The sequence below is a fragment of the Homoserinimonas sp. A520 genome, assembly GCF_054489245.1.
The window spans coordinates 38,147-57,292 of the sequence record NZ_JBTMWX010000009.1 but is presented as its reverse complement, the minus strand read 5'-3'; the positions used below and the strand labels follow the sequence as shown (position 1 = coordinate 57,292).

18 protein-coding genes and 1 tRNA gene are annotated in these 19,146 nt (G+C 65.8%); 4 read left to right on the top strand and 15 right to left on the bottom strand.

Annotated features, from left to right (window positions below):
• The 6 genes from topA to ACX3PH_RS15835 all read right to left on the bottom strand — a co-directional run bounded on the left by topA (position 1) and on the right by ACX3PH_RS15835 (position 5,992).
• Entirely contained in the window at positions 1-2,829 is a 2,829-nt protein-coding gene (gene topA, locus ACX3PH_RS15860; protein WP_459093665.1) for a type I DNA topoisomerase, read from the bottom strand.
• A 98-nt stretch (positions 2,830-2,927) separates the two neighbouring features.
• Entirely contained in the window at positions 2,928-3,278 is a 351-nt protein-coding gene (locus tag ACX3PH_RS15855) for an Rv3654c family TadE-like protein (protein ID WP_459093664.1), read from the bottom strand.
• Positions 3,278-3,646, bottom strand: a complete 369-nt coding sequence (locus tag ACX3PH_RS15850) for a TadE family type IV pilus minor pilin (protein WP_459093663.1) — start codon at positions 3,644-3,646, stop codon at positions 3,278-3,280. Before ACX3PH_RS15850 ends, ACX3PH_RS15855 begins: the two co-directional genes overlap by 1 nt.
• Complete coding sequence (locus ACX3PH_RS15845; protein ID WP_459093681.1) at positions 3,624-3,785, bottom strand: DUF4244 domain-containing protein; 162 nt, start codon at positions 3,783-3,785, stop codon at positions 3,624-3,626. Before ACX3PH_RS15845 ends, ACX3PH_RS15850 begins: the two co-directional genes overlap by 23 nt.
• A 153-nt stretch (positions 3,786-3,938) precedes the next feature.
• Positions 3,939-4,874 (bottom strand): type II secretion system F family protein, encoded by a 936-nt coding sequence (locus ACX3PH_RS15840; RefSeq protein WP_459093662.1) that lies wholly within the window; start codon positions 4,872-4,874, stop codon positions 3,939-3,941.
• On the bottom strand, positions 4,871-5,992 hold the full coding sequence (locus ACX3PH_RS15835) for a TadA family conjugal transfer-associated ATPase (protein ID WP_459093661.1): 1,122 nt from the start codon (positions 5,990-5,992) through the stop codon (positions 4,871-4,873). The genes ACX3PH_RS15840 and ACX3PH_RS15835 overlap by 4 nt, the downstream gene beginning before the upstream one ends.
• A gap of 353 nt (positions 5,993-6,345) precedes the next feature.
• On the opposite strand from ACX3PH_RS15835, the gene acs reads away from it, so the two are divergent.
• Positions 6,346-8,334 (top strand): acetate--CoA ligase, encoded by a 1,989-nt coding sequence (gene acs / locus ACX3PH_RS15830; RefSeq protein WP_459093660.1) that lies wholly within the window; start codon positions 6,346-6,348, stop codon positions 8,332-8,334.
• 9 nt (positions 8,335-8,343) lie between these two features.
• Here acs and ACX3PH_RS15825 read toward each other — a convergent pair whose 3' ends face one another.
• Together ACX3PH_RS15825 and ACX3PH_RS15820 are read right to left on the bottom strand one after the other, a co-directional pair.
• A complete protein-coding gene (locus tag ACX3PH_RS15825; RefSeq protein ID WP_459093659.1) occupies positions 8,344-8,814 on the bottom strand; it encodes a RidA family protein in 471 nt (156 codons plus the stop codon).
• Positions 8,814-8,975 (bottom strand): DUF4177 domain-containing protein, encoded by a 162-nt coding sequence (locus ACX3PH_RS15820; protein ID WP_459093680.1) that lies wholly within the window; start codon positions 8,973-8,975, stop codon positions 8,814-8,816. Before ACX3PH_RS15820 ends, ACX3PH_RS15825 begins: the two co-directional genes overlap by 1 nt.
• Positions 8,976-9,026: 51 nt before the next feature.
• Here ACX3PH_RS15820 and ACX3PH_RS15815 point away from each other — a divergent pair, with 51 nt between their 5' ends.
• From ACX3PH_RS15815 to ACX3PH_RS15805, 3 genes are all read left to right on the top strand, one after another.
• Positions 9,027-11,570, top strand: a complete 2,544-nt coding sequence (locus tag ACX3PH_RS15815) for a transglycosylase domain-containing protein (protein ID WP_459093658.1) — start codon at positions 9,027-9,029, stop codon at positions 11,568-11,570.
• Positions 11,567-12,526: a metallophosphoesterase gene (locus ACX3PH_RS15810; RefSeq protein ID WP_459093657.1), complete on the top strand. Its 960-nt coding sequence runs from the start codon at positions 11,567-11,569 to the stop codon at positions 12,524-12,526. The genes ACX3PH_RS15815 and ACX3PH_RS15810 overlap by 4 nt, the downstream gene beginning before the upstream one ends.
• Before the next feature lie 34 nt (positions 12,527-12,560).
• A tRNA-Pro gene (locus ACX3PH_RS15805) sits at positions 12,561-12,634 on the top strand.
• Between the two features lie 195 nt (positions 12,635-12,829).
• On the opposite strand, the gene pth is transcribed toward ACX3PH_RS15805, so the two are convergent.
• The 7 genes from pth to ACX3PH_RS15770 form a co-directional block, all read right to left on the bottom strand.
• The gene (pth, locus tag ACX3PH_RS15800; RefSeq protein WP_459093679.1) at positions 12,830-13,414 is read right to left on the bottom strand and encodes an aminoacyl-tRNA hydrolase; all 585 of its coding nucleotides are present in this window, start codon (positions 13,412-13,414) and stop codon (positions 12,830-12,832) included.
• Positions 13,415-13,450: 36 nt separating this feature from the next.
• Positions 13,451-14,131 (bottom strand): 50S ribosomal protein L25/general stress protein Ctc, encoded by a 681-nt coding sequence (locus ACX3PH_RS15795; RefSeq protein ID WP_459093656.1) that lies wholly within the window; start codon positions 14,129-14,131, stop codon positions 13,451-13,453.
• 206 nt (positions 14,132-14,337) lie between these two features.
• Entirely contained in the window at positions 14,338-15,576 is a 1,239-nt protein-coding gene (manD, locus tag ACX3PH_RS15790; RefSeq protein ID WP_459093655.1) for a D-mannonate dehydratase ManD, read from the bottom strand.
• A gap of 31 nt (positions 15,577-15,607) precedes the next feature.
• Entirely contained in the window at positions 15,608-16,768 is a 1,161-nt protein-coding gene (dgoD, locus tag ACX3PH_RS15785) for a galactonate dehydratase (RefSeq protein ID WP_459093654.1), read from the bottom strand.
• Positions 16,765-17,292, bottom strand: a complete 528-nt coding sequence (locus tag ACX3PH_RS15780; protein ID WP_459093653.1) for a gluconokinase — start codon at positions 17,290-17,292, stop codon at positions 16,765-16,767. The genes dgoD and ACX3PH_RS15780 overlap by 4 nt, the downstream gene beginning before the upstream one ends.
• 2 nt (positions 17,293-17,294) lie before the next feature.
• Complete coding sequence (locus tag ACX3PH_RS15775) at positions 17,295-18,170, bottom strand: carbohydrate ABC transporter permease (protein WP_459093652.1); 876 nt, start codon at positions 18,168-18,170, stop codon at positions 17,295-17,297.
• Complete coding sequence (locus ACX3PH_RS15770) at positions 18,167-19,090, bottom strand: carbohydrate ABC transporter permease (protein WP_459093651.1); 924 nt, start codon at positions 19,088-19,090, stop codon at positions 18,167-18,169. The genes ACX3PH_RS15775 and ACX3PH_RS15770 overlap by 4 nt, the downstream gene beginning before the upstream one ends.
• Between the last annotated feature and the right edge of the window lie 56 nt (positions 19,091-19,146).

Here is a 19,146-nt window from a genome sequence, read left to right as displayed (position 1 = left end):
CTACTCCGAGTCCCCTTCGATGGATTTCGGGATGCCCGTCTTCTTTGCCGGTGCTTTCTTTGCAGGTGCCTTCCTCGCCGCCGGCTTCTTGGCGGGCGCCTTCTTCTTCGCTGGTGCCTTCTTCTTGGCCGCGGGCTTCTTAGCCGGACCCTTCGCTCGCTTGTCCGCCAGCAGTTGCACGGCCCGCTCGAAGTCGATCTCTTCGATGGTTTCCCCGCGCGGGATGGTGGCGTTGGTCACGCCATCCGTCACATAGGCGCCGAAGCGGCCGTCCTTGATCCTGATCGGCTTGCCGCTCTCCGGGTCGGCATCGAATTCCTTAAGGGCGCTGGAGGCTTTGCGGGCGCCATACTTCGGCTGGGCGAACAGCTCCACCGCACCGGCCAGGTCGATGTCGAAGATATGGTCTTCCTCGGTCAGAGACCGGGTGTCGCTGCCCTTCTTGAGGTACGGACCGTAGCGGCCGTTCTGCGCGGTGATCTCCTCGCCGGTCTCCGGGTCGGCTCCGACCACGCGCGGGAGGTCGAGCAACCTGAGCGCCGTGTCGAGGTCGATGGTGGCCAGGTCCATCGACTTGAAGATGGATGCCGTGCGCGGCTTGGGCGCCGTCGACTTCTTGGTGGCCGCCTTCTTCTTCGGCTTCTCGATGAGTTCGCCGGTGGCCGGGTCGACTTCGGACCCGTCGACGAGCTCAGGGACCGGAGCTGCTTCGGCTTCGGGCTCAGGATCGAGCTCGGTCACGTAGGGGCCGAAGCGGCCGTCCTTGGCGACAATGTTCTTGCCGTTGGCCGGGTTGACGCCGACGATGCGGTCGTCGACCACGGGTGCGTCGATCAGTTCCTGTGCCTTCTGGGCGGTCAGCTCGTCCGGTGCCAGGTCTTGCGGCAGGTTGACGCGCCGTGGCGTCGCATCCGCCGCCGCGTCCGCATCCGCCACCTCAAGGTATGGCCCATACTTGCCGATGCGCAGGGTGATGTCGTCGGTGATCGCAATGGAGTTGATCTGCTTCGCGTCGATCTCGCCCAGGTTGTCGATCACGGTGCGCAGACCCCGGTGGGTGTCGTTGCCGAAGTAGAAGCCGTTCAGCCACTCCACCCGGTTCTGCCTGCCGCCGGCGATGTGGTCGAGGTCATCCTCCATCGCCGCCGTGAAGGCGTATTCGACCAGGTCGCCGAAGTACTGCTCAAGCAGGCGGATGACCGAGAACGCGACCCAGTTGGGTACCAGCGCCTGACCGCGCGGCGTCACATACCCGCGGTCGATGATGGTGGAGATGATCGCCGCGTACGTCGACGGGCGCCCGATGCCGAGCTCTTCCAGCGTCTTGACCAGGCTCGCCTCGGTGTAGCGCGGCGGCGGGCTGGTCTCGTGCCCCTTCGCCTCCACCTCGACGGCCGTGAGCGACTGGCCCTCGGTCAGCGGCGGAAGCTTGGCCTCCTTCGCGTCATCCTTGTTGCGCTCTTCGTCCGTGCCCTCCTCGTACGCCTGCAGGAAGCCGCGGAAGGTGATGACGGTTCCGGTCGCCACGAAGTCGGCGATCGTGCCGGACGCCACCGTTGCGGTGATGCCAACGGATGCTGTTGAGCCCTTGGCGTCGGCCATCTGGGAGGCGACGGTGCGCTTCCAGATCAACTCGTACAGCTTGAAGTCGTTGCCGCGGAGCACGCTCTGCAGCTCCGACGGGGTGCGGAAGGTGTCACCGGATGGGCGGATCGCCTCGTGCGCCTCCTGCGCGTTCTTGCTCTTGCTGGCGTAGACGCGGGGCTTGTCCGGCACGTTCTCCGGGCCGTAGAGGGCGGCAGCCTGCGCGCGAGCCGCGTTGATCGCCTGCTGTGACAGGTTCAGCGAGTCGGTTCGCATGTAGGTGATGTAGCCGTTTTCGTACAATCCCTGGGCGACGCTCATGGTCTGGCGAGCAGAGAAGCGCAGCTTGCGCGCCGCCTCCTGCTGAAGGGTCGACGTACTGAACGGTGCGGCCGGGCGCCGGGTGTACGGCTTCGCCTCGACCGACGAGACCACGATGGTGGTGCTCTGCTCACGCAGGGCCGCCGCGAGCGTCTGGGCGGACTGCTCATCGAGAGCACGGGCATCCGACTTCAGCGCGCCCTTGTCGTCGAAGTCCCGTCCGGAGGCGATGCGCTTGCCGTCGATCTTGCTGAGGCGGGCGTCGAAGTTGGTGCTCGTCTCGTGGGGAGCGAGCGTCGCCGTCAGGTCCCAGTAGCTGGCGGTGACGAAGGCGAGCCGCTCGCGTTCGCGGTCGACGATGAGGCGAGTCGCTGCCGATTGCACCCGACCGGCGGACAGCCCAGGGCCGACCTTGCGCCACAGCACCGGTGAAACCTCGAAACCGTAGAGGCGGTCCAGGATGCGACGGGTCTCTTGTGCGTCGACCAGCGCGGTGTCAAGATCGCGCGGGCTTTCCTGCGCCCGCTGGATCGCCTCCTGCGTGATCTCGTGGAACACCATCCGCTTGACCGGGACCTTCGGCTTCAGCACCTCGAGCAGGTGCCAGGCGATGGCCTCCCCCTCGCGGTCCTCATCAGTTGCGAGGTAGAGCTCGTCGGCATCCTTGAGCGCGCGCTTCAGGTCGGCGACCGTCTTCTTCTTCTGGTCGGACACCACGTAGTAGGGCTGGAAATCGTTCTCGACGTCGATGGAGAACTTTCCCAGCGACCCCTTCTTCAGCTCGGGCGGCAGGTTCTTCGGCTCGATGAGGTCACGGATGTGGCCGACCGAGGCGAGTACCTCGTACCCGTCACCCAGGTACTGGGCGATTGTCTTCGCCTTGGCCGGCGACTCGACAATGACCAGCTTCTTCGTGCCTGACACCGGACTCCTTGAGAATTACGTTGATTGGGGGTTGCCCTCGAAACCATACACACTCAAACCGCATGCACTGTTAATCGAGTTTGCGCAAGCTCCCAGAGTCAGGGCCCTTCGACTGCCGGGCCGGCCGTCGCAGTTGCCCCGACGGTGAAGCCGAGCACGACCGCTTCCACGCGCACGGTCACCACCAATCCGTCCGGCTGGCAGGCCGAGAGAACCGTGCCGTTCGCCTCGGCGATTCGCGCGGCGGCGACGCAGGGAACGCCGGGCGCGAGGCCGATGGCGACGTCTGCTGCGGCGAGCGCCGCGGCATCCGCTGCCCCACTGGCGACCCCTTTGACCGCCAGCACTGAATAGAGGGGTACCGACAGCGCGCTCAGTCCGAGCACGGCGGCGAGAATCGCGACGACGAGAATCGAACCGGCGCCGGACTCATCCCGGAGCGAGCGCATCAGCGGGTCTCGGCCAGGGCGCAGGCGGATGCCGTCAGCGTCACCGCCGAGGCGAGACCGGGAAGCGCTGCAGGCAGCGCAACAGTCACGCAGACCAGGCCGTTCCGGTCGCTGCGGTTGACGGATGCCCGCGGGACCAAGTGCCGCGCCCTCGCGTCGACCGTGCTCGCCGGTTCACCACGGGAGGCCGCGCGCGCGGCGGTCGATGCGGCGTCCTGCAGGCGGAGTTGCTGGTTCGCGAGCTGCCCACCGGCCAGGCAGAACGCGAGCACCAGGATCACCGCCGGCATCGCCGTCGCGAACTCGGCGGTGACCGCTCCCCGCTCACCGCGCAGTCGGCAGCGCCTACCCGGCGAACGTGAGCGCACGCTGGATCAGGTCGGTGAGCACGGCCCGCACCTCGTCGCTGCGCATGATGACGACGAGCAGCCCGGCGAAGCCGACAGCAGCCATGATCACGATGGCGTACTCCGCCGTCGCGGCGCCCCTCTCGCCTGCTGCGCGCATCCGCTCGGTGATGACGGCCTGGAGTCCTCTTAATGCTCGTCGCACGATGTGTCTTCCTGTTGTGGTGTGCCGGTCGCGATCGCAGCCGGTCCCACTCAGTCTTGGCGGCGCCGGATGCTGCCTGGCCGGCGCAGCGCGCATCGGTGGAGTCGGTCAGAAACCTGCGACTGTGGACGAGATGACGGCGATCAGCAGCGGTGCCACGCCCAGCAGCATGAAGGCCGGGAGGATGCACAGGCCGAGCGGCAGCATCAGGGTCACCGACAGCGTTGCCGCTCGACGCGCACCATCGCTGCGGGCACGGCGGCGGGCTTCCTCTGCCTCCGATCTCAGCAGCGCCGCCGCCGGCACTCCTGCCCGACGGGAGAGCTGCAGCACGCTGTCGATGGCAGCCTGGTCGTGCCCGATGGGGATCGAACTGCCCTGGCATGCGCTGGTGGCCGCCTGGATCGCCCGATCGGTTGACGCCCCGCCGCTGACGGCGATCGCGACCAGGTCGAGGGCGAGTCCGGGGCTCTGAACGGTCGGTGCGGCGGAGCGCACCAACCGCCGATTCCAGAACCGGGCGATGAGCATGAGGCCGGCGCCGAGCATCAGGCACACCAGCCCGGCTGGAGTGCCGAACAGCGTGCCGAGCGTGTCGAATCCGAGGGCGAGCCCGAACAACACCCCGACCACGGGGAGGGCCATCACCATCCGGGCGGTCGCGACCGGTGCTGCCAGGGCGACCTGCACCTCCCGGTCGGTTTCCGCGAGGTCCCTCAATGAGCCGGCCAGTTCCGCCAGGGTCGGCGCCAGCGGTGCACCGGCTTCGGATGCCACCCGCCAGGCGGCAGCCAGGCCTCGCCAGCCGGCCGACTCCGGCAGGTCGCCCACCGCCGCCAGGATCGCCTCATCCGCCGCGCCGTGGGACCGGATCCGGCGAACCACCTCGTTCAGTCGCAACCAGTCGGACTCACCGTTCTCCGGCAGCAGGTAACCCCAGGCGGAGGGCGGCGGAACACCGGCGGCGAGCAGCACGGCCAGGCGCTGCACCAGCGAGGCAACATTCTCCTGCTCCACCGACGCGTCGGCCCTCCTCCGGTTCATGGCTGGTCATCGAGCGGATGCCCCGGCTCGGCTGGGCGCACCTGGAGGCGGCCGTTCGCGTCCAGCTCGAACGAGCCGACCTCCACCAGGCGCCGAACGCCGTGGTCGCGCCGCAGGTGCAGCACGGCGTCGATCGCGCTGACGGTCTGGCGGGCCACCGCGGTCGGGCTCATCTCGGCGAGCGCGCCCAGCGCTTCGAGGCGCGCGGGAACATCCGCCAGCGAGTTGGCGTGCAGCGTTCCCGCGCCACCATCGTGGCCGGTGTTCAGCGCCGCCAGCAGCTCCCTGATCTCGGCGCCCCGGCACTCCCCCAGCACCAGGCGGTCCGGGCGCATCCGCAACGCCTCGCGAACCAAACGCTGCAAGCCGACCTCGCCAGCACCTTCGAGGTTTGCCTGGCGCGCTTCGAGGGAGACGAACTGCGGATGCGCGACGCGCAGTTCGGCCACGTCTTCGATGGCCATGATCCGATCCGTGCTGGGTGCGCTCGACAGGATGGCGGAGAGCAGGGTGGTCTTGCCGCTGCCGCCCGCACCACTGATCAGCACGTTGGCCCGGCGCTCGACCAGCCGGGAAACCGTGTCCAACGGGACCACTTCGAAGAACTGTGCGGCATCGAGGTCGCCGAGGGAGAGGTGCCCGACCCTGGGCAGTCGGATGGAGAGAAGGGTGCCCCGCGGGGAAATCGGCGGCAGCACCGCATGCACCCGGATGCCGTCGTGCAGCCGCACATCGACGCAGGGACTGGTTTCGTCGATGTGACGGCCGCCCTGGGCGATCAGCCGCACCGCGAGCTCCCGGAGGTGGCGCTCGTCAAGCTCGGGAAAGTGCTCGGATTCCAGCCCGCCACCACGGTCGAACCAGACCTCGTCGTGGCCGTTCACGAAGACATCCGTCACCAGCGGGTCGGCCACCAGCCGACCTAGCGGCCCGAACTCGCTGAGAGTTTCCCCCGAGCGTCCCAGCCGTACCCCGGAATCGCTGCTTGTACCCCATTCTGATGCCTCGGAGCCAGGTGGACGGGCAACGAACCGAGGCTGGTCCGTGGCAGATGGTGGCTGCTGTTGCCAGTGTGACTGGACTGACGGATGAGGTGGGTTGGGGGAATAATCGGACACCCAACGGAGGCTATGGGCGCCCCGCTCGACAACGCCGTGGTCGTCGCGGTGACGTCAGGAACCCTGCGTTCAACAGGCTGGGGAGGGTGAGAGTCACGAAGCGGTCCGGCATCGAGCGAGGAAGCGCGCGTTAAAGAAAGAGGGGCGGCGCCTGTTGGGGGGAACCGGCGCCGCCACAGTAGCGCCGGATTGGGGGGAATCACGTGGCGCCACCAACCGAATTCTCATTCGGTTCGCTAAGTGTACCCCAGCAGGCCGCGGACGCAATAGGAAAGAAAGCACAATCCGATAGTCTCGAAAACGGCTGGCGGCAGTCATGTACGACACCCTGTTGCAAAGGAGCTTCACGAACGATGAACACCATTGACAGTCTTCAGCACGAGAGCAGGAGGTTCCCGCCGAGCCCCGAGTTCGCCGCCACTGCGGAAGCCACGGAGCAGCTGTACGCGAAGGCGACCGCCAACCCCCAGGAGTTCTGGGCCGAGCAAGCCCGCGAACTGCTCCACTGGCACAAGGACTTCACCCAGGCCCTCGACTGGACCCAGGCACCGTTCGCCAGATGGTTCGCCGATGGTGAGCTGAATGTGGCGTACAACTGCCTCGACCGGCATGTCATCGCCGGACACGGCGACCGGGTGGCCTTCCACTGGGAGGGCGAGAACGGCGACACGCGCACCCTCACCTACGCCGACCTCACCGCGGAGGTGAAACGCGCCGCGAACGTGTTGCTGGCCCTCGGCATCCGCTCGGGCGATCGTGTCGCCATCTACCTGCCGATGATTCCCGAAGCCGTCGTCGCCATGCTCGCGGTCGCGCGTATCGGCGCAGTGCACTCGGTCATCTTCGGCGGGTTCAGTGCGGACAGCATCAGCTCGCGAGTGCACGACGCCAGCGCCAAGCTGATCATCACCGCTGACGGCGGCTGGAGGAAGGGCAGGATCTCCGCCCTCAAGCCGACCGTCGATGCCGCCCTCGAGAAGGAGGGCACCGACTCCGTCGAGAACGTGCTGGTGGTCAAGCGCGGGGGCAACGACATCGATTGGGTGGAGGGCCGCGACCTGTGGTGGCACGAGCAAATGGAGGCGGCGGATGCCGAGCACGAGGCTGAGGCGTTCCCCGCCGAGCATCCGCTCTACATCCTCTACACCTCCGGCACCACCGGGCGTCCGAAGGGAATCCTGCACACCAGTGGCGGATACCTCACCCAGTGCGCGTTCACGCACAAGCAGGTGTTCAACCTCGACGCCGAGAACGACGTGTTCTGGTGCACGGCCGACGTCGGCTGGGTGACCGGCCACAGCTACGTCGTGTACGGACCGCTGGCGAACGGTGCGACCCAGGTGCTCTACGAGGGAACACCGGATGCTCCGCACCCTGGTCGCTGGTGGGAACTGATCGAGAAGTACAAGGTGAGCATCTTCTACACGGCGCCCACCGCCATCCGCTCGTTCATGAAGGTGGGGCGCCAGGTTCCGGACGGCTTCGACCTCACCAGCATCAGGGTGCTGGGTTCGGTCGGTGAGCCCATCAACCCGGAGGCCTGGGTCTGGTACCGCGACGTGATCGGCGCCGGCAAGGCCCCGATCGTCGACACCTGGTGGCAGACCGAGACCGGCGCGATAATGGTGTCCGCTCTGCCCGGTGTCACGACCCTGAAGCCGGGGTCTGCCCAGGAACCGATCCCCGGCATTTCAATCGACGTGCTCAGCGAGAGCGGCGAACATGTCGGCAACGGCAACGGCGGCCTGCTGGTGGTCACCGAGCCGTGGCCGTCGATGCTGCGCGGCATCTGGGGCGACCCGGAGCGCTTCATCGAAACCTATTGGGAGAAGTTCGACGTTCCGGGAACCACGAACCGGCGGATGTACTTCGCCGGCGATGGTGCGCGGCTCGACGAAGACGGCGACATCTGGCTGCTCGGGCGGGTCGACGATGTGATGAACGTGTCCGGCCACCGGCTGTCGACCGCAGAGATCGAGTCTGCGCTGGTCTCGCATCCGATCGTCGCCGAGGCGGCCGTGGTGGGGGCAGCGGATGAGACCACCGGGCAGGCCGTTGTGGCGTTCGTGATCCTGCGGTCAGACCAGGAGGATGCGCAGACGCCCGACGAGGCGAACGGCATCCTGCGGGCCCACGTGGCCGAGCAGATCGGCGCCATCGCCCGCCCGCGGCACGTCTATGTGGTGACGGAGTTGCCGAAGACCCGCTCGGGCAAGATCATGCGCCGGCTGTTGCGCGATGTCGCCGAGGGGCGAACGGTCGGAGACACCACCACGCTGGCCGACACCTCGGTGATGCAGCTCATCACCGACAAGCTGACCGGCGGGGTGCGCAAGGAGTAGCGAAGGGCGTTACGCGAACTCGAGGATCAGCTCCACCTCGACCGCGGTGTCCAGCGGCAGGGAGGCGACGCCGACAGCACTTCGGGCGTGGGCGCCAATGTCGCCGAACACCTCCCCGAGGAACTCTGACGCCCCGTTGACCACGGCCGGCTGGCCGGTGAATGACGGGTCGGATGCGACGAAACCGACAACCTTCACCACGCGGGTGACCCGGTCGAGGGAGCCGATGGCCGACGCTGCGGCGGCGAGCGCGTTGAGCGCGCACGTGCGGGCGAGCCCCTTCGCGGTCTCCGCAGAGACCATTCCATCACCGTCACCGACCTTGCCGGTTACGGCCATAGCGCCGTCCACCATGGGCAGCTGACCGGAGGTGTACACCAGGTTCCCCGTGATCACGGCGGGTACGTAGGCGGCAACCGGCTTCGTCACCTGCGGAAGAGGCATCCCGAGTTCGATAAGGCGTTCTTCGATCGTGGACATCAGGAATCCTCCGTAATTTGGCGTTTCAAGTAAGCCACCAGCCCGCCTTCCGGACCGGTGACGACCTGCACCAGCTCCCACCCCTCGGCACCCCAGTTGTTGAGGATTGCAGAAGTGTTGTGAACGATGAGCGGTGTGGTCAGATATTCCCAGTGTGGCATCACGGCATCCATTCAGCTTGATCAGGGTTTCGACCCATTACCCTAGAGTCTATGTCTGCCCAAAAAACGTCGCCTTCCGGCGCCCTCGGCGCCCTGGCCGGCCTCCTCGGTTTGAGTGTTCTCGCCGGAGTCCTGGTCACCGCGATGGTCACTCCCGCGATCGCCGTCACCGGTCTGACCGCCCAGAGCTCCGTCGGCATCTTCAATAGCCTCCCCGACTACCTCACCCTGGACGAACAGGCCCAGAAGAACACCATCTACGGCGTCAACAACGCCGGTGAACCGGTCCAGATCGCTGAGGCCTACCACCAGAACCGTGAGGTGATCGGCTGGGAGGACATCAACGAGAACGTCAAGATGGCCGTCCTGGCCGCGGAGGACCGCAAGTTCTACGAGCACGGCGGGGTGAACCTTTCGTCGACCATCCGCGCCGCGCTGAGCAACGTTGTGGCGAGCGACATCGAGAGTGGTGCGTCCACCCTCACCATGCAGCTGGTCAAGAACATCCTCATCATGAGGTCCCTGGAGGAGCCGACCGAGGCCGCGCGTGCCGAGGCACGGGATAAGGCCGAAGAGCAGACCATCGACCGCAAGCTGCGGGAGATGAAGATGGCCATCGGCCTGGAGAAGCGCTACTCCAAGAACGACATCATGCTCGGCTACCTCAACATCGCCGGGTTTGGCAGCAACACCTACGGCATCCAGGCCGCTGCCAACGAATTCTTCTCGGTTGACGCCAAGGACCTGACTCTTCCGCAGGCTGCCAGCCTGATCGCCATCGTGCAGACGCCGACCTACCACAGCCTGAACAACCCCGAGAACTATGAGGCCAACCAGGACCGTCGCGATGACATCCTGACGCGGATGCTCAACTGGGACTTCATCGATCAGGCCACCTTCGATGAGGCGATCGCGACACCACTCGAGGTTGTTCCCAGCCCGCCACGCGGCGGATGCCTGTACGCCACCATCGGCACCTACTTCTGCGACTATGTGGAGCACCTGGTGCCCGAGCTGACGTCGCTGGGCTCTACCGCAGAAGAACGCAAGGCGAACTACAAGACCGGTGGGTACCAGATCTACACCACCCTGAACGTCGACCAGCAGGCGAATGCCGAAGCCCAGCTGCTGGCCCAGGCCCCGGCCGGTGAAACGCGATTCAACCTGGGTGCTGCAGCATCCGCTGTGCAGCCGGGTACCGGTCGCATCCTGGCGATGGCCCAGAACAAGGTCTTCGACCCGACCCCGGACGAGAACCCGGCGACCACGACGGTCAACTACAACACGGACAAGCCCTACGGCGGATCGTCCGGATTCCAGGTGGGGTCGACGTACAAGATCTTCACCCTCGCCGAGTGGCTGAAGCAGAACCACGGCCTGAACGAGACCGTCGACGCTCGCGTCAAGACCTATAACCAGGCGACGTTCACCGCCCCGTGCGCGCCATCCGTCGGCAACTGGAAGCCAGGCAACTTCGGTGGCCAGGGCGGCGGCGCCTCCACGTCCGTGATGGCTGCCACCCGCGCATCCATCAACAGCGCGTTCGTCGCCATGGCGCACAAGCTTGACCTCTGCGCCATCCGGGACACCGCACTGTCGATGGGTGTCCACCGCGCGGACGGCAACGAGCTCGCGGCCAACCCCGCGGCCATCCTGGGCACCAACGAGATCGCTCCTCTCTCGCTGGCTGCGGCGTTTGCAACAGTGGCCGGTGGCGGCGTGTACTGCAAGCCGATCGCCGTTGACCGCATCGTCTCAGCCGATGGGGAAGAGCTGCCGGGCCAGACCTCCGATTGCACCCAGGCGCTCACGCCTGAGGTCGCCAGCGGTGTCGCCTACGCCCTGCGCGGTGTGATGACCGGTGGCGGCACCGGCGCGCGGGCCAACCCGAGCGACAACGTCAAGGTCATCGGCAAGACCGGAACGACCAACGATGCCGTCCACACCTGGATGGCCGGCGCGTCCACCAACATAGCCCTCGCTGTGTGGGTCGGCAATGTGGTTGGAAAGCAGGACCTCGCCCGCATCCAGGTCGGTAGCTCGAGAGCCAACGACCTCCGCTACTCGCTGTTCAGGGCGATCATGGGCGGCCTCAACGGCGTCTACGGCGGCGGCGACTTCCCAGCGCCTCCGTCGGAGCTCCTCAGCGGGCAGCTGTCGACCGTGCCGGATGTCACCGGGCAGAGCGAGGCGCAGGTCATCGCCCTCCTTGAGGGTCTCGGCTTCACGCCGCAGAACGGTGGCACCGGGCCGTCTTCGATCGCTGCCGGGAGGGTGGCGAGCAGCAGCCCCGGGGCCGGCGCCCGGATTTCCCAGGGCTCCGTCGTCACCTATTACCTCAGCGACGGTTCGCTGACCCAGACAATGCCGGATGTCGTCGGCCAGAAGCAGGCGGATGCGGAGGCGACGGTTGCCTCCCAGACGTCCGGCGCCATCAGCTTCGCCTACGTCAAGACGGAGGATCCGCTTCAGCTGTGCCGGGTTGCTTCCAGCAACCCAGCGGCTGGAACCGCGATGACTGGGACCCAGCCGGTCACCCTGACCGTGTACAGCGACAAAGAGGGTGACGAGCCGGCACCCGGGCTCTGCACTTGACCAGGCCATCGGCCGCGAGCGTAGCGACAGCTGCCGTCGCGGCCGTTGGACTGGGCACGCTCGCGTGGGGAACGCTCGTGGAGCGGAACCGGTTCACGGTGCGCCGGGAGGTTGTTCCCATCCTGGAGCCGGGTGCACGCCCGATCAGGGTACTGCACGTCACCGACCTGCACATGGCCCCGTGGCAGCGGCGTAAGCAGGACTGGGTGAGGAGCCTTCGGGCGCTCGAACCGGACCTGATCGTGAACACGGGAGACAATCTCGGGCACGTCGACGGGATCGACGGCGTCGAGTATGCGCTGGAACCGTTCCGCGGCATCCCCGGTGTCTACGTCAACGGATCGAACGACTATCACGGTCCATCGCCGAAGAACCCGCTCGCGTACTTCTCCGGTGCGTCCGGTCGCCGTGCAGACCCGAGTCGCCTCGACACTCCTCGACTGGAGGCTTTCTTCGACTCGCTCGGCTGGCATGACCTGAACAACGCGGCCGTCACGATGGAGGCGGCAGGGTCGCCGCTCGAGTTCTTCGGTGTCGACGACCCACACATCGGCCGTGACCGGCTGGACAGCCTCCCGGGCCTCCTGGACGAGTTGCGCGAGAACTCGGAGGACGAGGCTGCGGGGCCCGGGCGGGAAATCACCAGCATCGGCGTGACACACGCCCCGTATCGACGCGTGCTCAATTCTTTCGTCACCCATGGTGCGGAGCTCATCGTCGCCGGTCACACGCACGGCGGTCAGGTCTGCGTTCCCGGGTATGGCGCACTGGTCACCAATTGCGATCTTCCCCGCAGCCAGGCGAGCGGCCTGAGCCTGTGGAAGCATGCGATGCGTGCGGCCTACCTGAATGTGTCTGCGGGGCTCGGGACATCCATCTACGCTCCGGTCCGTTTCGCCTGCAAGCCGGAGGCTGTGCTGCTGACATTAACGGGCGACGATATCGGCTATTCTTGATAAGGCTTCGCTGACGGATGTCGGCGTAACCAACCGGGGTATGGCGCAGCTTGGTAGCGCGCTTCGTTCGGGACGAAGAGGTCGCAGGTTCAAATCCTGTTACCCCGACAAATGAGAGAGGGCCGCCCCCCAGGGCGGCCCTCTCTCATTTGTCGGGGTGTAAAAGAGGTGTACCTGCGAGCAGGTGGGCCCACGCGCCCGGTTCCGGCGCGCCGCGAAGCGGTGTGACGGCCGTGGCGTGGGGACAAATCCCCCAACGGCAGCGGTTGCGAAGCAATCGCGTTACTTCTTCAAGTTGTCCGACTACGCCGAGGTGTGGAACCGCAACTGCGCAGCAGTCAGGCCTTCGCTTGCGATCAGTTCGACGGCATCCGCGGCATCCGTCAGCAGGTTCGGCAACGCACTGCGCTCGGCCGAACTGAAGTCGCGCAGCACGTAGTCTGCGGCAGGCTGGCGTCCGGGCGGGCGGCCGATGCCGACGCGCACCCTGATGAAGTCGCCGGTTCCCAGAGCTGAGGCAATGTCTCGCACCCCGTTGTGGCCGCCGTGCCCGCCACCCTGCTTCAGCTTGACGCTGTCGAACGGAATGTCCAGTTCGTCGTGCACCACGATCAGGCGGCTGGGGTCGACCTTGTAGAACCGCACCAGTGCGGCCACGGGGCCGCCGGACAGGTTCATGTAACTGTTCGGCTTGGCCAGCACCAGGCGCGGACCGGTGAGGCCGGTGCGGCCCTCGGCGACCATCGCGTTGGTCTTCTGGCTTCGAAAGGTGGAGCCGGCCCGATCAGCCAGCTCCGCCAGCACCATGTGGCCGACGTTGTGCCGATTGCTCGCGTAGTCGGGCCCGGGGTTACCGAGCCCGACTACCAGCCACTGATTGGTGTCCAGCGGAGCTGACTTCCTGAATAGGCCGATGGCTCTGGACTACTCTGCTGACTCTTCTGCTGCAGCCTCTTCGCCGGCCGGCGCGCCCTCGGCAACCTCGGCGGTCTCGGTCGGCTCTTCAACAACGATCGGAACCACAACGGAGACGATCAGCGTCTCGCCGTCAGCGATCAGCGTGACGTTCTCCGGCAGCTCGAGCTGGTTCGCGTAGACGTGCGAGACGGCCTCGAGGCCCTCAACACTGGCCTCGAGGCGCTCAGGGATCGCGATGGCAGGAGCCTCGACCAGGAGCGTGTGGGCTTCCTGCTCGAGCGCGGTGCCAGGCGCGGCTTCACCGACGACATGCACGGGAACCTCGACCTGCACCTTTTCGCCCTTGCGGATGACGACGAGGTCGATGTGCTCGATGATCTGGCGTACCGGATCCTTCTGGACGTCCTTCACCAGTGCGAGCTGCGACTTGCCTGCGATATCGAGGTCGATCATGGCGTTCGCCTTGCGCAGCAGGAGCATGACGGCGTGGCCGGGCAGGGTCAGGTGCTGCGGCTCGGTGCCGTGGCCATAGAGCACGGCGGGAATCTTGCCGAGCGCGCGCAGCTTGCGGGCCGCACCCTTGCCGAAGGATTCGCGCACCTCAGCGGCGATGTGGTTGCCCGGGTCTACCTTCTGGGCGGCGCGGATGGAAGCGTCGAAGCGCTCTTTGTCGGTCTGTGCGGACATGATATTTCTCCTTGTCGGGCGCTCGGCCCGGTTATATGTTTTCAACTCGAACGCCCGGCAGGTCAACTGATCTGCAGCGTGAGGAAAGACCGAAGCCCAACTCACCGCGTCGATTACGGATGCCCGCGCTTTGCAGCACAGCCATCCCTCGCCGAAGTTCAGTGAGTCAGTCTACAGGAGTCTGGGATACCCGGCCTGCGCCTCCGTCACCAGTCGTGGACGGTGCCGTCCGCAAGCCTGTTGTAGGGCAGGTACGCGGTCTCGTACGGGTACTTGCCGGCCTCGTCCTGGTTGAGTTCGACGCCGATGCCGGGCGCCTCGCCGGGGTGGAGCATTCCGTCGGTCCAGGTGTAGGACTGCTCGAACACGGCATCCGTCTTCGGCCCGTGCTTCATGTACTCCTGGATGCCGAAGTTGTGGATCGCCAGGCCCAGGTGCATGGCGGCTGCCATCCCGACCGGGGAGATATCGGTCGGCCCGTGCATCCCGGACTTGATCTGGTACTGCGCCGCATACTCCAGCACCTTCTTCAGGTGACTGATCCCTCCGGTGTGGGTCACCGCACTCCTCACGTAGTCGATGAGCTGTTCGCGGATGATCTGCTGGTAGTCCCACACCGTGTTGAAGATCTCCCCGATCGCCAACGGCGTGGTGGTGTGCTGGCGCACCAGGCGCAGTGCTTCCGGGTTCTCCGCCGGGGTGCAATCCTCCAACCAGAACAAGTCATACGGCTCCAGCGACTTGCCCAGCTGGGCCGCCTGGATCGGCGTCATCCGGTGATGCCCGTCGTGCAGCAATGGCAGCTCCGGACCGAACTCGCTGCGCACCGCCTCGAACACCGTCGGCACATGCCGCAGATACGACCGGGTGTCCCAGTCCTCCTCCGCCGGGAACGCCCCCCGCTGCGCCGGCTCGTGGTCGTACCGCACACCCTCATTGGCTTCGAAAGTGGCGTTGGAGGCGATCCCGTAGATCGACTTCAGGCCCGGCACGCCGGTCTGGATCCGGATGGCCTTATACCCCTGCTCCTGATGCGACCGCACACTGTCGAACAACTCATCCAGCGACTTACCGGATGCGTGGCCGTAGGCCAGCAAACCGGTGCGGCTTGCCCCGCCCAGCAGTTGATACAGCGGCATCCCGGCCGCCTTCGCCTTGATATCCCACAACGCAACATCCACTGCGGCGATCGCCGCCATGGTGACCGGGCCCCGCCGCCAATACGCACTGCGATACAGGAATTGCCAGGTGTCCTCAATATTGTGCGCGTCCCGGCCGACCAGCAGCGGCGCGACGTGGTCCCTCAGATAAGACACCACGGCCAACTCGCGACCGTTCAGGGTGCCATCCCCCAAGCCCGTCAGCCCATCATCCGTCGTCAACTTCAACGTCACGAAGTTGCGATCCGGGCTGGTGACAATGACTTCAGCCTTGGTGATGATCACTTGGTGCCTTTCGTTTGCATGAGAGCGAGTACTACCACTCGGCGAACGCACCGTCGGCGTGCCGCCACAATGGCGTGCGCCAGGCGGTGCCGCGCGCATCCGCTGCCCGCACTGCTGCCTCATCGATCTCAATACCGAGGCCCGGCGCGGTCAGCAATTCGAAGTTTCCGTTCACGAACTTCAACGGCTCGGTGTCGACCACATAGTCGAGCACTTCCGCGCCCTGGTTGTAATGGATGCCGATGCTCTGCTCCTGGATGAGGTAGTTCGGCGTTGAGAACCCCACCTGCAGGCAGGCGGCGAGCGCGATCGGCCCCAGCGGGCAATGCGGGGCGAGTTGCACGTCGAACGTCTCGGCGAGGGCGGCGATGCGGCGCACCTCGGAGATTCCACCGGCATGGGAGAGGTCGGGCTGGGCGATCGCGATGCCGCCCTGCAGTACCGGCAGGAACTCCTGACGGCTGTACAGCCGCTCCCCCGTCGCCACCGGGATGGTGGTGGAGCGGGCGAAGTCGCCGATCAGGTGCGAGTTCTCGGGGGCCACCGGCTCCTCGAGGAAGAAGGGGTGAAACTGCTCGAGGAGCGGCGCAATGCGACGCGAACTCGCCAGCGTGAACCGGCCGTGGAAGTCGACGGCCACATCTCGGTCAGGGCCGAGCACCTCTCGGGCGACGGCGACCCGCTGCACGACGTCGTCCAGTTCCCGCACACTGCCGTTCCGGCTCATCCGGCCGCTCGCGTTCATCTTGACCGCCGTCAGGCCGACCTCGAGCTGGGCTGCGATGTGGTCGCCCACCTCGGACGGATCATCACCACCGACCCAGCCATAGGCGCGGATGCGATCGCGCACCGCGCCACCGAGCAACCGGTGCACCGGAACCCCGAGTGTCTTGCCGGCAATGTCCCAGAGCGCCTGGTCGACTCCGGAGACGGCACTGGCCAGCACCGGACCGCCGCGGTAGAACCCAGCCTTGGTGAGCACCTGCCAGGTGTCTTCGATTCGCGACGGATCGGAGCCGATCAGGTATTCGGCGAACTGGGTGACGGCCGCCCGAACGGAGTCGGTGTGACCCTCCAGCGATGCCTCGCCCCAGCCGACGACGCCGTCACTGGTTTCGATTCGGACGAACAGCCAGCGCGGGGCGACGGAGAACGTCTCAACCTTGGCGATGCTCACTGCATTAGTTGTCACTGGGTCGGCCCTCCGGCCGCCTGGTGGGCCTGCACAGCTTCGACGATTTCGTCGATCAACTCGTCCGGGGTGCGCCGGATGTCTACGGCGATGCCGGCCTCATCCGCCTGCAACGGCTCGAGCGTGTCGTATTGGGACTGCAGCAGCACCGGGGGCATGTACTCGTGCTGGCGCGCACTGATCCGTTCGGCCACCAGCGACATGGGGCCTTCCGGGTCGACGACGAACAGGTTCGGAACAAACTCGCGGATGAGGTCGCGGTAGTCGCGCTTGAGCGCGGAACAGACGACGACGATGCCGGTGTCCGCGCCGGCCTGCAGCACTTTGCCCACTTCCTGCAACCAGGGCAGGCGCTCAGCGTCGGTCAGTGCCGTGCCGGCGGCCATCCTGGCGATGTTCTCCTCCGAGTGCAGCCGGTCGCCGTCGACGAAGCCAACCCCGAGGCGCTCGGCAAGCATCGTGCCGATGGTGGATTTTCCCGCCCCCTGCACGCCCATCACCATGATCGGCGGTATTCCACTCACGCTCAGCCCTTCGTTGCACCGGCGGTGAGGCCCGACACGATGTATTTCTGGGTGAAGAGCGCGATCACCATTATCGGCAGCGTGATGACGACGGCGGCCGCCATCAGCCCGCCCCAGTCGATGCTGGCGTAGGCGACGAAGTCGAAGATCGCGACTGGAAGCGTCTTGGTGCGCGAGCCGGAGAGCACCAGCGCGAACATGAAGTTGTTCCAGGAGAAGATGAACGACAGGATGGCCGCGGTCGCGACACCGGGGATCGACAGTGGCAGCGCGATCCGCAGGAATGCCCCGATCGGTGTCAGCCCGTCGACCTGCGCCTGCTCCTCGAGCTCAACCGGCAACGAGTCGAAGAACGACATCATGATGTAGACGAACAGCGGCAACAGGATGAACATGTGCGAGAGGATCAGCACCTCGTAGCCGCCGACCAGCCGCAGGTTGGAGAACACGAAGTACCACGGCACCAGCAGGCTGACACCGGGGATGATGCGCGCCATGAGCACCAGCGCGGCCGATTTCTTCATCACGAACCGGCTCATCGAGTAGGCGGCCGGCACACCCAGCACCATCGACAGGAAGGTCGAGCAGAGCCCGATCCAGAAACTGTTGAAGATGTACTGCAGATAGCTGGCGCGACCGAACACGGTCTCGTAGTTGTCGAGCGTCGGGGTGAAGACGAAGGCGGATGCCGGGTTGTAGATGTCGACGTTCGTCTTCAGCGATGACAGCACCATCCAGACGAGCGGTGCGATGAAGGTCAGCACGATGAGGATTAGCATCGTCACCCGGAAGGCGCTGTAGGTGCGGACACCCCTCGGCTTGCGGCGCTTCGCGCTCGGCACCGGGAGCGTCAGGTCTTTGGCGGTCACGGTGCTCATGAGTTGCCCTTCTTCCTGCGCGCTGTCAGAGCCCAGATGCAGCCGATGATCATCATGAAGAAGATGATCAGCACAGCGGATGACATGCCGTAGTCGTTGTAGTCGAAGCTGAGTCCGTAGGCGTAGACGTTGAGCGTCTCGACCTCGTGGAACGAGCCACCGCCCTTGCCCTTGGTGGCGTACAGGATGTCGAATGTCTTGAGTGCGTCGATGCCGCGCAGCAGGATGGCGGTGATGAACACCGGCATGATCAGCGGGAAGGTGACGTACCAGAAGCGCTGCCAGGAGTTCGCCCCGTCAACGCGAGCTGCTTCATCCGGTTCGTCGGAGAGCGAGGTCAGCCCGGCGAGGAGGATCAGCACCACCATCGGGGTCCACTGCCAGATGTCGACGAACATCAGGGTGGTCAGGGCGGTGTCCTGTCCGGACAACCACGGCTGGTCGGGGATCCCGACCCAGTTCAGCAGCTGGTTGGCGAACCCGATGTTGGGGTCGAGGATGAGGCTCCACATCATTCCCACGGCGACCGGGGTGGCCACCAGAGGGAGCAGGATGGCGACACGCACCCACTTCTCACCGCGGAACGGACGCCAGAGCAGCAAGGCGATGCACATGCCGAGGGCCATCTCGAAGAAGAGCGCCCCACCTGTGAAGTAGACGGTGCGCCAGACCGACGGCCAGAAGCGGTCGAAGTCGGTCAGTACCTCGGCGTAGTTCTCGAGGCCGATGAAGTCGGACTCCGCACGGACTGAGCCGGAGGCATCCGTCAAACTCAGGTAGACCGTCCAGCCCACCGGAAAGGCGATGAGCAACGCAGTGAAGATCATGGCCGGAGCGGAGAGAACCCATTTCCGGTGCTTGTTCGCCCACTGGGAGAAGTTCTCCAGGGGGCCGGTCTTTCGGTTAGCGACAACGCTCACCAGTCACCTCTTTCCCGCCGTGCCGCAGGGCGGCGAATCACAACGTGGTTGATTCG

Excerpts from the sequence above, each read along its gene's own strand:
- ACX3PH_RS15820 (WP_459093680.1), bottom strand. The coding sequence starts at position 8,975 with ATGCCACACTGGGAATATCTGACCACACCGCTCATCGTTCACAACACT.
- ACX3PH_RS15825 (WP_459093659.1), bottom strand. The coding sequence starts at position 8,814 with ATGTCCACGATCGAAGAACGCCTTATCGAACTCGGGATGCCTCTTCCG.
- ACX3PH_RS15775 (WP_459093652.1), bottom strand. The coding sequence starts at position 18,170 with ATGAGCACCGTGACCGCCAAAGACCTGACGCTCCCGGTGCCGAGCGCG.
- ACX3PH_RS15815 (WP_459093658.1), top strand. The coding sequence starts at position 9,027 with ATGTCTGCCCAAAAAACGTCGCCTTCCGGCGCCCTCGGCGCCCTGGCC.
- ACX3PH_RS15795 (WP_459093656.1), bottom strand. The coding sequence starts at position 14,131 with ATGTCCGCACAGACCGACAAAGAGCGCTTCGACGCTTCCATCCGCGCC.
- ACX3PH_RS15840 (WP_459093662.1), bottom strand. The coding sequence starts at position 4,874 with ATGAACCGGAGGAGGGCCGACGCGTCGGTGGAGCAGGAGAATGTTGCC.
- acs (WP_459093660.1), top strand. The coding sequence starts at position 6,346 with ATGAACACCATTGACAGTCTTCAGCACGAGAGCAGGAGGTTCCCGCCG.
- ACX3PH_RS15845 (WP_459093681.1), bottom strand. The coding sequence starts at position 3,785 with ATGCGCGCAGCAGGCGAGAGGGGCGCCGCGACGGCGGAGTACGCCATC.
- ACX3PH_RS15855 (WP_459093664.1), bottom strand. The coding sequence starts at position 3,278 with ATGCGCTCGCTCCGGGATGAGTCCGGCGCCGGTTCGATTCTCGTCGTC.